The sequence below is a fragment of the Frankia sp. KB5 genome (assembly GCF_002099325.1).
Classification (GTDB): domain Bacteria; phylum Actinomycetota; class Actinomycetes; order Frankiales; family Frankiaceae; genus Frankia; species Frankia casuarinae.
The window spans coordinates 1-14,334 of sequence record NZ_MRUJ01000038.1 but is presented as its reverse complement, the minus strand read 5'-3'; the positions used below and the strand labels follow the sequence as shown (position 1 = coordinate 14,334).

Annotated in this window: 11 protein-coding genes and 1 pseudogene; 11 read left to right on the top strand and 1 reads right to left on the bottom strand. The window is 71.2% G+C overall.

Features of this window, described 5'->3' with window-relative positions:
- Positions 1-141 precede the first annotated feature (141 nt).
- A complete protein-coding gene (uvrA, locus tag KBI5_RS04565; protein WP_085014407.1) occupies positions 142-3,072 on the top strand; it encodes an excinuclease ABC subunit UvrA in 2,931 nt (976 codons plus the stop codon).
- Here uvrA and KBI5_RS04560 read toward each other — a convergent pair.
- A complete protein-coding gene (locus tag KBI5_RS04560; RefSeq protein WP_011436071.1) occupies positions 3,015-3,428 on the bottom strand; it encodes an SsgA family sporulation/cell division regulator in 414 nt (137 codons plus the stop codon). The two genes, uvrA and KBI5_RS04560, sit on opposite strands and share 58 nt — an antisense overlap.
- 250 nt (positions 3,429-3,678) lie before the next feature.
- Between KBI5_RS04560 and uvrC the strand changes: the two genes are divergently transcribed.
- The 10 genes and pseudogenes from uvrC to KBI5_RS04510 form a co-directional block, all read left to right on the top strand.
- Positions 3,679-5,796, top strand: a complete 2,118-nt coding sequence (gene uvrC / locus KBI5_RS04555) for an excinuclease ABC subunit UvrC (RefSeq protein WP_085014406.1) — start codon at positions 3,679-3,681, stop codon at positions 5,794-5,796.
- The gene (gene rapZ, locus KBI5_RS04550) at positions 5,793-6,662 is read left to right on the top strand and encodes an RNase adapter RapZ (protein ID WP_011436073.1); all 870 of its coding nucleotides are present in this window, start codon (positions 5,793-5,795) and stop codon (positions 6,660-6,662) included. Before uvrC ends, rapZ begins: the two co-directional genes overlap by 4 nt.
- Before the next feature lie 7 nt (positions 6,663-6,669).
- Positions 6,670-7,752, top strand: coding sequence for a uridine diphosphate-N-acetylglucosamine-binding protein YvcK (gene yvcK, locus KBI5_RS04545; RefSeq protein ID WP_085014405.1), 1,083 nt, complete (start codon positions 6,670-6,672; stop codon positions 7,750-7,752).
- 14 nt (positions 7,753-7,766) lie between these two features.
- Entirely contained in the window at positions 7,767-8,744 is a 978-nt protein-coding gene (whiA, locus tag KBI5_RS04540) for a DNA-binding protein WhiA (RefSeq protein ID WP_076804536.1), read from the top strand.
- A 467-nt stretch (positions 8,745-9,211) separates the two neighbouring features.
- On the top strand, positions 9,212-10,219 hold the full coding sequence (gap, locus tag KBI5_RS04535) for a type I glyceraldehyde-3-phosphate dehydrogenase (protein WP_085014404.1): 1,008 nt from the start codon (positions 9,212-9,214) through the stop codon (positions 10,217-10,219).
- 165 nt (positions 10,220-10,384) lie between these two features.
- The gene (locus KBI5_RS04530; protein ID WP_085014403.1) at positions 10,385-11,587 is read left to right on the top strand and encodes a phosphoglycerate kinase; all 1,203 of its coding nucleotides are present in this window, start codon (positions 10,385-10,387) and stop codon (positions 11,585-11,587) included.
- 69 nt (positions 11,588-11,656) lie between these two features.
- Complete coding sequence (tpiA, locus tag KBI5_RS04525; protein ID WP_277870080.1) at positions 11,657-12,583, top strand: triose-phosphate isomerase; 927 nt, start codon at positions 11,657-11,659, stop codon at positions 12,581-12,583.
- Between the two features lie 90 nt (positions 12,584-12,673).
- A pseudogene (locus KBI5_RS04520) lies at positions 12,674-12,859 on the top strand (oligopeptide/dipeptide ABC transporter ATP-binding protein); the annotation flags it as partial.
- Positions 12,860-13,090, top strand: coding sequence for a preprotein translocase subunit SecG (gene secG / locus KBI5_RS04515; protein WP_011436079.1), 231 nt, complete (start codon positions 12,860-12,862; stop codon positions 13,088-13,090).
- A gap of 74 nt (positions 13,091-13,164) precedes the next feature.
- Positions 13,165-14,334, top strand: a 1,170-nt coding sequence (locus KBI5_RS04510) for an ABC transporter substrate-binding protein (RefSeq protein WP_085014402.1), incomplete at its 3' end; no start/stop codon positions are given.

Here is a 14,334-nt window from a genome sequence, read left to right as displayed (position 1 = left end):
GCCTCTGAGGTCTCTGCCGGATGCGACGGATTCGTCCGGCTGATGGTTAGGTGGCCGCCCCCGGAAAAGTGTCGGTCCTCATCCGTAGCATGGCCACACTCGCCCAGGTCCGGTCTTACTGAAGATCATGAGGGTTTGTCGATGGCCGATCGTCTTGTCGTGCGTGGCGCGCGTGAACACAATCTCCGTGACGTCGACCTCGACCTGCCCCGCGACGGGCTGATCGTCTTCACCGGTATGTCCGGGTCCGGCAAGTCCAGCCTCGCCTTCGACACAATCTTCGCCGAGGGGCAGCGGCGCTACGTGGAGTCGCTGTCGGCCTATGCGCGGCAGTTCCTCGGGCAGATGGACAAGCCCGACGTCGACTTCATCGAGGGGCTGTCTCCGGCCGTCTCCATCGATCAGAAGTCGACCTCGCGCRACCCGCGGTCCACCGTCGGCACGATCACCGAGGTCTACGACTACCTGCGGCTGCTCTTCGCCCGCGCCGGCCGTCCGCACTGCCCGAAGTGCGGGCGGCTGATCTCCCGGCAGACCCCGCAGCAGATCGTCGACCGGCTGCTGGAGTTGCCCGAAGGCACCCGCTTCCAGGTGCTGGCCCCGGTGGTGCGTGGCCGCAAGGGCGAGTACGTCGACCTGTTCGCCGAGCTGCAGAGCTCCGGGTTCGCACGGGCCCGCGTCGACGGCACGGTGGTGCCGCTCACCGATCCGCCGAAGCTGGAGAAGCAGCGCAAGCATACGATCGAGGTCGTCGTCGATCGGCTCGCGATCAAGTCGTCAGCGAAGCGGCGGCTCACCGACTCGGTGGAGACGGCCCTGAAGCTGGGCGGCGGGCTCGTCCTGGTTGACTTCGTCGACCGCGACGCCGACGATCCCGAGCGCGAGCGGATGTACTCCGAGCATCTGGCCTGCCTCTACGACGACCTCTCCTTTGAGGAGCTGGAGCCGCGGTCGTTCTCGTTCAACTCGCCGTACGGCGCCTGCCCCGAGTGCACCGGGATCGGGACCCGCAAGGAGGTCGACCCGGAGCTCGTCGTGCCCGACCCCACCCTGTCGCTGGCGCAGGGCGCGGTGGCCCCCTGGTCGGGCGGCCACAACAAGGAGTACTTCGAACGGTTGCTCACGGCCCTCGCCGAGGACCTCAGCTTCAGGATGGACACCCCGTGGGAGGGGCTGCCCGAGCGGGCCCGCAAGGCCGTGCTGTACGGCAGCGGCGGCACCGAGATCCACGTCGGCTACACCAACCGCTACGGCCGCAAGCGTTCCTACCACACCTCCTTCGAGGGCGTGATCGGTTTCCTGGGCCGCCGGCACCGCGAGGCCGAGTCGGACAGCAGCCGGGAGCGGTACGAGGGCTACATGCGCGACATCCCCTGCCCGGCCTGCCGCGGCGCGCGGCTAAAGCCGGAGTCACTCGCGGTGACGCTGGGTGGCCGGTCGATCGCCGAGGTTTCGGGTCTGGCGATCGGCGAGTGCGCCGTGTTCCTGCGCGGGCTCGACCTCACCGAACGGGAGCGGACCATTGCCGGTCGGGTGCTCAAGGAGGTCGACGCGCGGCTGACATTCCTGCTGGACGTGGGGCTGGACTACCTCTCCCTCGACCGGGCCGCCGGCACCCTGGCGGGCGGCGAGGCACAGCGCATCCGGCTGGCCACCCAGATCGGTTCCGGGCTCGTCGGGGTGCTGTACGTGCTCGACGAGCCGTCGATCGGCCTGCACCAGCGGGACAACCGCCGGCTCATCCAGACCCTGCTGCGGCTGCGCGACCTGGGTAACACGCTCATCGTCGTCGAGCACGACGAGGACACGATTCGCGCCTCCGACTGGGTGGTCGACATCGGCCCCGGCGCCGGCGAGCACGGCGGTCGGGTCGTCGTCTCCGGGCCGGTCGAGAAGCTGCTCGCCAGCGAGGAGTCGATGACCGGCGCCTACCTGTCCGGGCGGCGGCGGATCCCGGTGCCCGACATCCGCCGGGTGCCGGCCAAGGGCCGGGCACTGACCGTGCACGGGGCCCGGCAGCACAACCTGCGCGACGTCACCGTGTCGTTCCCGCTGGGCTGTTTCGTGGCCGTCACCGGGGTGTCGGGCTCGGGGAAGTCCACCCTCGTCAACGACATCCTCGCCGCCGTCCTGGCGAACAAGCTCAACGGCGCCCGGCAGGTGCCGGGCCGGCACCGCACTGTCAGCGGGCTCGACAATCTCGACAAGGCGGTCCGGGTCGACCAGTCCCCGATCGGACGCACGCCGCGGTCCAACCCCGCCACCTACACCGGCGTGTTCGACCACATCCGCCGACTGTTCGCCGAGACGACCGAGGCGAAGGTCCGTGGCTATCTGCCGGGCCGGTTCTCGTTCAACGTCAAGGGCGGGCGGTGCGAGGCGTGTTCCGGTGACGGCACCCTCAAGATTGAGATGAACTTCCTGCCAGACGTGTACGTGCCGTGCGAGGTCTGCCACGGCGACCGGTACAACCGGGAGACGCTGGAGGTGCACTACAAGGGCAGGAACATCGCCGAGGTGCTCGACATGCCGATTGAGGAGGCGGCGGAGTTCTTCGCCGCGGTGCCGGCCATCGCCCGCCACCTGCGGACGCTGAACGACGTCGGCCTGGGGTACGTCCGGCTCGGCCAGTCGGCGCCGACCCTCTCCGGCGGCGAGGCGCAGCGGGTCAAGCTCGCCTCGGAGCTGCAGCGGCGCTCCACCGGCCGGACGGTCTACGTGCTCGACGAGCCGACGACCGGTCTGCACTTCGAGGACATCCGCAAGCTGCTCGGCGTGCTCGGCCGGCTGGTCGACGCCGGGAACACGGTCATCGTGATCGAGCACAACCTCGATGTCATCAAGACGGCGGACTGGATCATTGACCTGGGTCCGGAGGGGGGCACGGGAGGCGGCCGTGTCGTCGCGCAGGGGTCGCCCGAGGCCGTGGCTGCGGTCGAGGAGAGCCACACCGCGGTCTTCCTCCGGGAGATCCTCAGTGACCGGGTCGCCGAGGTGGGACCGCTCCCGCCCTCTCAGGTCCGCAGCAGGTCCGCGAGGACGGCGTCCAGCTCCTGTTCGGTGTGCTCCTGACCGGTCGGGACAAGCCGCTCGGTGCGGTCCAGGAAGCTGCGCAGCGACGACGCCGCGACCACTACCACGGACTGGCGGTCGCCGTGCACCAGGTCGAGCCGCACGCCGCGCCGATCCGCGTCGGGACCGATCCGGACGTCCCCGTCGCCCACCGCCGTCTCCAGGCCGGCGCGCAGGGTGTCGCGTGGTGCGACCCAGCTGCCCTGCGGCAGCGCGGGATGCTCCGGCCTGGACACCAGCGTCATGGACACGGCCAACGGGTCGCGGGCGCCCCAGCAGATCTGGAACACGGTGATCCGCCCACGGCTGGACGCGTCGTCCACGACGAACTCCGCCGTGACGTCCTTACCAAGCACGCGCTGGCTCCCTCGGTTCGCTTGCCCGATGTCTCGAGGGTCGCAGCCCTCCGCCCCGGACGCCAACGGGGGCCCCCGAAACAGCGGAAGGTGTGTAATCGGTCACGATGCTGCCGGGTGGCCGTCGCCGCTCGTCACCCTACCGCCACCACCGGAGGGAACCCGCCGCCAAGCCCGCGCGCTATGCGTGATGAAATGGTTACGTGCAGGTGCTGCTTGCTCGGGATGAAGGTCGCCGTAGGCTCGGTTCATGGCTGATCCGGCGTCCTACCGGCCCGCGCCGGGCTCGATCCCCGAGACACCCGGTGTCTATCGTTTCCGTGACGAGCACGGTCGCGTGCTCTATGTCGRCAAGGCCAAGAACCTGCGGGCCCGGCTGGCCAACTACTTCGCCGAGTTGCACACCCTCCATCCGCGTACGCAGCACATGGTCTCCTCGGCGAGCTCGGTCGACTGGACCGTCGTCTCGACCGAGGTCGAGGCCCTCCAGCTCGAGTACACGTGGATCAAGCAGTTCGACCCGCGCTTCAACGTCCGCTACCGCGACGACAAGAGCTACCCGAGTCTCGCCGTGACCCTCCACGAGGAGTTCCCGCGCCTGCAGGTCATGCGGGGACCCAAGCGCAAGGGCGTCCGGTACTTCGGCCCGTACGCGCATGCCTGGGCCATCCGGGAGACCCTCGATCTGCTCCTGCGGGTCTTCCCCGCCCGCACATGCTCGGGCGGGGTCTTCAAACGGGCCGCGCAGGTCGGACGGCCGTGCCTGCTCGGGTACATCGACCGGTGCTCGGCACCCTGCGTGGGACGGGTCGACGCGGCCACCCATCGGGAGATCGTCGAGGACTTCTGCGACTTCATGTCCGGGCAGACGGGCCGTTACCTGCGTCGGCTCGAACGGGAGATGCAGCAGGCGGCGCAGGCCCAGGAGTACGAACGCGCCGCGCGGCTGCGCGACGACATCGGCGCCCTGCGCCGTGCGGTTGAGAAGCAGGCCGTGGTCCTGCCCGACGGCACCGACGCCGACGTCATCGCCTTCGCCGAGGACGAGCTGGAGGCCGCCGTCGCGGTGTTCTACGTGCGTGGCGGGCGGGTACGCGGCCAGCGGGGCTGGGTCGTCGACAAGCTCGACGAGGTCACGACCGCGGACCTCGTCGAGCAGTTCCTCACCCAGGAGTACCTCGACGGCACGGGAGCGGCCTCGACCGGGACCGCCGGTTCGACGGTGCCCACGACCACCGCGGGATCCCAGGGGGAAGGCATCCCCCGCGAGATCCTGGTGCCCGCCCTGCCGCCCGATGTCGAGGCGGTCACCGAACTGCTCGGCGCGGCCCGGGGTAGCCGCGTCGAGGTCCGCGTGCCCCGCCGTGGGGACAAGCGCACCCTGCTCGAAACGGTGGAGCGCAACGCCAAGCAGGCGTTCGCGCTGCACCGGACGAAGCGGGCCAGTGACCTCACCGCCCGCAGCCGTGCCCTCGCCGAGCTTCAGGAGGCCCTGGAGCTGCCCGACGCGCCGCTGCGCATCGAGTGCTTCGACGTCTCGAACACCCAGGGCACGAACGTCGTGGCGAGCATGGTCGTGTTCGAGGACGGCCTGCCGCGCAAGTCCGAGTACCGCAGGTTCGCGATCCGCGGCATCGCCGGCCGGGAGGGTGCCGGCCGGGAGGGTGCCGGGGACGACGTGGCGAGCATGTACGAAACCATCCACCGGAGGTTCTCGCGCTACCTCGCCGAGCGGTCCCGCACCGCCGACATCGCCGACATCGCCGAGCTTGGCGACATCGCCGGCGCGCCGGGTGCCGCGCAGCCGATCGATCCGGGGACCGGGCGGCCGCGCCGGTTCGCCTACCCGCCGAACCTCGTCGTGGTGGACGGCGGGGCGCCCCAGGTGGCTGCGGCGGCCCGGGCGCTCGACGAGCTCGGCATCGACGCCGGCCCCGGCGGGGTGGCGCTGTGCGGGCTGGCGAAGCGGCTGGAGGAGGTCTGGCTGCCGGACACCGCGGACCCGGTCATCCTCCCGCGGACGTCCGAGGCGCTCTACCTGCTGCAACGGGTGCGCGACGAGGCGCACCGCTTCGCCATCGCCTACCACCGGCAGAAGCGGTCCACGGCCATGGTGGCCTCCGCCCTCGACGAGGTCCCCGGCCTGGGTGACACCCGGCGCAAGGCCCTGCTGCGCCACTTCGGTTCGGTGGCGAAGATACGGGCGGCGAGTGCCGAGCAGATCGCGCAGGTGTCCGGCATCGGCCCGCGGACGGCGGCGGCGATCGTCACCGCGCTGGCCCGGTCGGCGCCGGGCCGCGCCGACGCGCCCGCCCCCGTCGTCGACCCGCGCACCGGAGAGATTCTCGACACGGAGACCGTCTCATGACCACCCCGACCCTGGATCTGGCGATCATCACCGGGCTGTCCGGCGCCGGGCGCAGCACCGCGGCGAAGTGTCTGGAGGACCTGGGCTGGTTCGTCGTCGACAACCTTCCCCCGGAGCTGCTGTCCACCATGGCTGAGCTGGGCCGTCGTTCCGGTGGGGCAATCAGCCGCATCGCCGTCGTGGTGGACGTGCGGGGCCGGCCGTTTTTCTCTGACCTGCGCGCCGCGATCGCGGCGCTCGACGCGCGGGGCATGCATCCCCGGATGCTGTTCCTCGAGGCCAGCGACGACGCGCTGATCCGCCGGTTCGAGCACGTCCGCCGGCCGCATCCGCTGCAGCGCGACGAGCGGGTGGTCGACGGCATCGGCCGGGAACGGATTCTGCTCGCCGAGCTGCGCGGCGAGGCCGACCTGGTCCTCGACACCACCGACCTGAACGTCCACGAGTTGCGGTCGAAGATCGACGCCGCGTTCGGGCAGCCGAACGCCAACCGGCTCAACGCCACGGTGGTGTCGTTCGGGTACAAGTACGGACTTCCGCTGGATGCGGATCTCGTCGCCGACTGCCGGTTCCTGCCCAACCCGCACTGGGTGGAGGCGCTGCGCCCGTTCACCGGCCGCGATCCGCAGGTGCGCGACTATGTGCTGGCCCAGCCGGGAGCGCAGGACTTCCTCGACCAGTACTCGGCGCTGCTCCGCCTGGTCGGCGAGGGTTACGCCCGTGAGGGCAAGCGGTATCTCACGCTGGCCGTCGGGTGCACCGGCGGCAAGCACCGTAGCGTCGCGATCGCCGAGCAGCTCGGCATCCGGCTCGCCGCGGGCGGCGTGGGAGTCCGGGTGGTGCACCGTGACCTGGGACGGGAGTGAACCATCCGTGAACCTCAAGGGCGTAGCCGCGCGCTCCGACGGTCCGGACCGGGCACCGGCGGTCGTCGCCTTCGGCGGCGGCCACGGGCTCGCCGCCTCGCTCGCCGCGCTCCGGCAGATCACCTCGGCGCTTACCGCCGTGGTGACCGTCGGTGACGACGGTGGATCCTCCGGGCGGCTGCGCGCGGAGCTCGGCGCGCTCCCCATGGGCGATCTGCGAATGGCCCTGGCCGCGCTGGCCGGACCGGACGGATGGTCGACCACCTGGGCGGACGTGTTCCAGCACCGGTTCGGCGGCGACGGGCCGCTCGCCGKGCACGCGGTCGGCAACCTCGTGCTGACCGCGCTCGCCGAGCGCACCGGATCACCGGTGGCCGCGCTCGACTTGGCCGCCACCCTCCTCGGCGTGCGGGGGCGGGTGCTGCCGCTGTCGACCAGGGGCATCGATATCGTCGCCGACGTCGTGGGGCTGGATCCGGCGGCGCCCACCGCCGAGGTCGAGGTGCGCGGGCAGGCCGCGGTGGCCACGACCGGTGGAYGGGTCGCGGGTGTCCGGCTGTCGCCGGCGGCACCGCCGGCCTGTCCGGAGGCGGTGACCGCGGCGGGCGCGGCCGACTGGATCATCCTTGGACCGGGATCGCACTACACGAGCATGCTGCCGCATCTGCTGGTTCCTGAGATGAACCGGGCGATCGCGACGTCCCGGGCGAACCGGGTGATGGTGTTGAACCTGACCGCCCAGCCGGGGGAGACCGAGGGATACACCCCCCAGGCCCATCTCCACTCCCTCGGCCGGCACGTTCCCGGCCTGCGGCTGGACGTGGTGATCGCCGATCCGACCGCCGTGCCCGACCCCGATCTGCTCGCCCGGGCGGCGGCGGACGTCGGTGCCCGGCTCCATCTGGCGCYGGTGCGGATCCCCGGCGCGCCCGTGCACGATCCGGTCCGGCTCGCCGCGGCCTTCCRTGCGGTGTTCGCGGGACTCCCGGAGGCGACCTGCCCGACGCCCGCGTCCCGGCGGCCGGTCACGCAGTACTCATCGTCCGGCGGACCGGTCCGCCGGACCCCATCCGGTGAAGCCAAGGAGTGATCGGTGTGGCGGCGATGACGGCCACCGTCAAGGACGAACTGAGCCGGCTGCGGGTCGCGAAGCCCTGTTGCCGGCGGGCCGAGATGGCGGCCCTGCTGCGCTTCGGTGGGGGGCTGCACATCGTCGGTGGTCGCATCGTGGTCGAGGCGGAACTCGATACTGGCGCGACCGCCCGCCGGTTGCGTCGTGAGGTCGCCGAGGTCTTCGGCTTCCCCTCGACGGTGGCCGTGCTGGCCGCCGGTGGGCTGCGCCGCTCGGTGCGCTACATCGTGCGCGTCGAGCGAGACGGCGAGCAGCTCGCGCGGTCCACCGGCCTGCTCGACCAGCGTGGCCGTCCGGTGCGCGGGCTGCCGCCGCAGGTGGTCACGGGCTCCGCCTGTGACGCCGCGGCGGCCTGGCGGGGCGCGTTCCTCGCCCACGGTTCGCTGACCGAGCCGGGTCGGTCCTGCTCGCTGGAGGTGACCTCGCCTGGTCCAGAGGCCGCGCTCGCCCTGGTCGGCGCGGCGCGTCGGCTGGGGGTCCAGGCCAAAAGCCGGGACGTGCGCGGCGTCGATCGCGTCGTCATCCGCGACGGCGACGCGATCGGCGCGCTGCTGACCAGGATCGGTGCGCACGACAGCCTGCTCGCCTGGGAGGAACGGCGGATGCGCCGGGAGGTCCGGGCGACCGCCAACCGGCTGGCGAACTTCGACGACGCCAACCTGCGCCGCTCCGCCCGGGCCGCGGTGGCCGCCGGCGCCCGGGTGCAGGCCGCGATGCGCATCCTCGGCGACGACGCCCCGGAGCACCTGCTGGCGGCCGGTCGGTTGCGCATCGAGCACGCGCAGGCCTCCCTGGAGGAGCTGGGCGCRCTCGCGGACCCGCCGCTGACCAAGGATGCGGTCGCCGGCCGGATCCGCCGGCTGCTGGCGCTCGCCGACAAGAGGGCCAACGCGCTCGGTATCCCCAACACCGAGGCGAGCGTCTCCCCGGATCTCCTTGAGAACGCCTGAGCAACAGCGGCCCAGGTCAGGCCCAGACATTTCATACCTGCAAGTCATACCCGCAAGTGGACTACTGGCCCAGTAGCACCATCGGGATCGGATGGCTCTTCGGGGCTCTTCGGGGTGGGACCCGCCCTGTGGGGCGCCCGCCTGGGCGGTTCGGCCGGCGTCAGCGCGGGTCCACGGGATCTGCCGGCCCCCGGCCCTGCGCGGAGGCGCACCGGCGGTGCGGCAGCGCAGCCATGTGATGGGATGTAGTTTCCGGGTGGGGCGTGCCCGCACCGTGTGAGGAGACCAACATCGCACGGTTCGGATTCCCGCCGATGATGTGCAAACTCGTTAGGCTCCTGCCTCGACAGCGCCACACGAACGACAGCGCCACACGAACGAGAACGTCACAACCGAACGACGACGTCGCGATGGAACGACGGCGTGACTATCGAAACGACGAGACAAGACGGTAGGGAGTCCTGGACGTGGCTACGCGGGTGGGTGTCAACGGCTTCGGGCGAATCGGTCGTAACTTCTGGCGGGCGCTCGCGGCGAGCAACCGGAACGATCTCGAGATCGTCGCGGTCAACGACCTGACCGACAACAAGACTCTCGCGCATCTGCTCAAGTACGACACCACGCTGGGTACGCTGTCCGCTGCGGTCGGTGTCGTTGACGAGGGTATCCGCGTCGGTGATACCGTGATCAAGGTGCTGGCCGAGCGCGACCCGGCGGCGCTGCCCTGGGCCGATCTGGGCGTGGACGTCGTCATCGAGTCCACCGGCCGCTTCACCAAGGCGGCGGATGYGGGCAAGCACCTGCAGGCGGGTGCCAAGAAGGTCATCATCTCGGCGCCGRCCAAGGACGAGGACATCACTGTGGTGATAGGCGTGAACGACGACGCCTACGACCCGGCCAGGCACCACATCCTGTCCAACGCATCCTGCACGACGAACTGCGTCGCGCCGATGGCGAAGGTGCTCGACGAGGCCTTCGGTATCAGCCAGGGGCTGATGACCACCATCCACGCCTACACCAACGACCAGGTCATCCTGGACTTCCCGCACTCGGACCTGCGGCGGGCGCGGGCTGCGGCGCAGAACATCATCCCGACCACCACGGGTGCGGCGAAGGCCACCGCGCTGGTCCTGCCCCACCTCAAGGGCAAGCTCGACGGACTGGCGATGCGGGTGCCGGTCCTCGACGGCTCGGTCACCGACCTGGTGGCCACCCTGGACAAGAAGGCCAGCAAGGAAGAGGTCAACGCGGYGTTCAAAGCGGCGGCGGAGGGCCCGCTGAAGGGCTACCTTGTCTACACCGAGGACCCGATCGTCTCCTCTGACATCGTCAACACCCCGGCGTCCTGCACGTTTGACTCGCTGCTGACGATGTCCGCCGGCAATCAGGTGAAGGTCGTCGGCTGGTACGACAACGAGTGGGGCTACTCCAACCGGCTGGTCGACCTGACCGCGCTGGTCGCCGCGCGTCTCTAGGCCCGCGCGCCGCTGGTCGCCGCGCGCCGCTGGGCCCGCGCGCCGCCGGCAGGCGAAACCCGTCGGGCGGCGCCGGTCCTCCCCGGCCGTTCCTCCCGACCGGGCCGGAGAGGATCCTCTCCGGCTCTTCCTCGACAATTTCTCTCCCCAATGGAGTAACGAAGCGTGAGGACGATCGACGACCTGCAGGTCGCCGGGCACCGAGTGCTGGTCCGCAGTGACCTGAACGTGCCGCTGGATCGTTCCGGTGACACCCCGCGCATCACCGACGACGGCCGGGTCCGCGCCAGCGTCCCGACCATCTCCGCGCTGCTGGACCGGGGCGCCCGGGTGGTCGTGAGCTCGCACCTGGGCCGGCCGAAGGGCGAACCGGACCCGAAGTACTCCTTGGAGCCGGTGGCGGGTCGGCTCGCCGAGCTGCTGGGCCGGCCGGTGGCGTTCGCCGGCGACGGCAGCGGTGACATCGCCGGTGCGCATGCCCGCGAGGTGGTCGCCGGACTCGGGGACGGCGAGGTGGTCCTGCTGGAGAACCTGCGCTTCGCCGCCGGGGAGACCAGCAAGGACGCGGCGATCCGCGCGGCTTTCGCCGACGAGCTGTCGGCGCTCGCCGAGTTCTACGTCGGGGACGCCTTCGGCGCGGTCCACCGGGCCCATGCCAGCGTCGCCGACGTCCCGAAGCGGCTGCCGCACGCCGCGGGTCGGCTCGTGCTTACCGAGCTGGAAGTGCTCCGCCGGCTCAGCAGCGACCCGGCGCGTCCCTACAGTGTCGTGCTCGGCGGGTCCAAGGTGTCCGACAAGCTCGGCGTGATCCGCGCGCTGCTGCCCAAGGTCGACGCGTTGCTCGTCGGCGGGGGGATGTGCTTCACCTTCCTGGCGGCGCTCGGTCACGGGGTCGGCGGGTCGCTGCTGGAGACCGAGATGATCGAAACGTGCAAGGAGCTGCTCGCCGAGGGCGGGGAGCGGATCGTGCTGCCGACCGACGTCGTCGTCGCGGACAGGTTCGCCGCCGACGCGGACACCGCCGTCGTCGCGGCTGACGCCATCCCCGCCGGCTGGCTCGGGCTCGACATCGGCCCGGCGTCGACGGAGCTGTTCGCCGCGCGGCTGGCCGGAGCGGCCACGGTCTTCTGGAACGGGCCGATGGGCGTGTTCGAGCTCGCGCCGTTCGCCGCGGGCACCCGGGGGGTGGCCGGGGCGGTCGCCGCCGGCAAGGGGTTCTCCGTCGTGGGTGGTGGCGACTCCGCCGCGGCGGTCCGCACGCTCGGCATCCCGGAGGATGCCTTCAGTCACATCTCGACCGGCGGCGGCGCGAGCCTGGAATACCTGGAGGGCAAGACGCTGCCCGGGCTCGCGGCCCTCGATGTCTGATTTCCGCGGGACGTCCGGCCTCCGCGGGACGTCCGGCGTCCGCGGGACCTCCGGGGCCGGGGCCGGCTGATGGCCCTGCTGGGCCGGGGAAGATCTGAGCGAGGTTCCGACAGGGGATCCGGGAAGAACAGGGGATCCGGGAAGGACGAGGACGGCGTGGGCAAGGACAGGTCGGTGAAGGGCGCTGCCGGTTCAAAGGGCGCCGCCGGCGTCAAGGGCACCGGCCGACGGACGCTGGTAGCCGGCAACTGGAAGATGAACCTCAATCACCTCGAGGCGATCGCGCTGGTGCAGAAGATCGCCTTCGATCTCAAGCCCGCCGAGCTGGAGACCGTCGAGGTCGTCGTTCTCCCGCCGTTCACCGATCTGCGCAGCGTGCAGACCCTGGTGGACGGGGACAAGCTCGCCATCGCCTACGGCGGGCAGGACCTCTCCCCCTACGCGTCGGGTGCGCACACCGGTGACATCAGCGGGGCGATGCTGGCCAAGCYCGGCTGCGACTACGTCGTCGTCGGGCACTCCGAGCGCCGGGCCGACCACCACGAGGACGACGCGCTGGTGGCGGCCAAGGCGAAGGCGGCCTTCTCCGTGGGGCTCACCCCTATCCTGTGCGTGGGGGAGCCCGAGGAGATCCGGGCCGCCGGCACCCAGGTCGAGCACGTGCTGCGTCAGCTCGAGCGGTCGCTGGCTGGCATCACCGCCGAGCAGGCCGCGACGATCGTCATCGCCTACGAGCCGGTGTGGGCGATCGGCACTGGCCGCACCGCCTCCGCGCAGGACGCCCAGGACATGTGCGCGGCGGTCCGCGGCCAGCTGGCCAGTCAGTACGGCGATGAGATCGCCGCGGGGATCCGTGTCCTCTACGGCGGCTCGGTGAAGGCAGCGAACGCCGGCGAGCTGTTCACCATGCCGGACGTGGACGGCGGGCTGGTCGGCGGGGCGAGCCTGGTCGCCGAGGAGTTCGTCGGCATCGTGCGCAGCGGGCCGCCGGCCTGACGGCGGACGCGTCCGTACACTCGCCTACCGCGCACTCGCCCTGCCGCCGGCCGTCCCGGTGCCGGACCACCGGACCAGGCGAAGCACTGTCGGTGAGAGCGGATACTGTTGCGTGGCGACGTGTCCGGCCCGCCCGATCCCCTCAAGGCGTGCCGGTTCCACCCACGTTGCTGGAAGGCCGAGGAGGTGTGTAGGACGGTGGAACCGCCCTTGTCGGAGGTTCGGCCTGGGCACCGAGCGGCCTGCCACTTCCCCGAGGAGCGGGAGCTGGTCTAGATGACGATCGGTCTGTCGATCGCCCTGATTGTCGCGAGTATTCTGATGATCATGCTTGTGCTGTTGCACCGAGCCAAGGGAGGCGGGCTGTCCACCCTGTTCGGCGGCGGCGTGTCCTCGTCGCTGGGTGGGTCCTCGGTCGTGGAGAAGAACCTCGACCGGTTGACCATCGCTGTTGGGATCATCTGGTTCACCTGCATCGTCGGTCTCGGTCTGCTGCTGAAGAATTGAACGCCCAGTTCGGCCCGCGCCCTGGTCCCGGCCGCGGGAGTGGTCGCGGCCGTGGAGGCCGGCTGCCTCGCCTCGTGTCCGTGCTCGCCACGATCCTGCTCGCCACGGTCCTGGCTGCCACGGTGACCGCCTGCAGCGGTGGCTCGGGGGACGGATCGCGTGAGCTCGCTGCCAGTCCCACCCCGGCGACGACCACCACGCCCCCTCCGTCCGGCAAGCCGGGCGGCACGCTGCGGATCGTCACCCAGTGGATGCCCAGTGGCGATCCGGGCTGGGCCGACCAGCCCGGCGAGCGGGCGGTCAGCCGGCTCGTGACCCGCCAGCTGTACAGCTATCCCTCCGACGAGGACACGACGAAGTCGACCATCCCGCGGCCGGACCTCGCCGTCGGCGCGCCGGTCGTCACCGAGAACGGGCTGGTCTACACGGTGCGGCTGCGTCCCGCGGCGCGCTGGGACACCCCCAACCAGCGCCGGATCACTGCCAACGACGTCGCCCGCGGCATCAAGCGACTGTGCACGCCCCCGAACCCGTCACCGCTGCGCGGCTACTTCACGGCGACCATCGTCGGATTCCGGGAGTTCTGTGCCCAGCTGGCGGCGACCCCGGTCGCCGACGCCGCGGCCTTCGTCGAGAGCAGCACCGTGGAGGGCATCGAGATCGTCGGCGACGACACGCTCGCGTTCCACCTACTGGCCCCGGTGAACGACTTCGTGGACGTGCTGGCGCTGCCGGCGGCCTCCCCGGTGCCGCTGGAGGCCCTGGCCTACCCGCCGGACTCGCTGGAGTACCTGCACAACCTGGTCTCGGCCGGGCCGTACCGGTTCACGGTCGCCCCCGGCGAGGGGTACCGGCTGTCGCGCAGCCCATCGTGGAGCGCGTCCTCGGACGGGATCCGCCGCGCCCTGCCCGACCATATAACGATCTTCGACGGCCTGAGTCCGGAGGCCATGCAGCAGGAGCTGGAGAGCGGCGACGCGGACATGTCGCTCGACGGGAAGATACCCGACAGCCGGGCCGTGGAGCTCGCCAGGGCGAACGACCCCCGTCTCGTGGTCGACGGGGTCGGGGTCACCCTGGCGCTCACCGTCGGGTTCAATGGGCCCTCCGCGGCCGCGCTGCGTGAGCTGTCGGTCCGCCGGGCGCTGCCCTACTGCATCGACCGGGTGAGCCTCGCGGCGGCGCTCGGCGGCCCCGAGTTCGCCGCTGCCGCCACCGGGTTGCTGCAGGAGACGATGACCGGC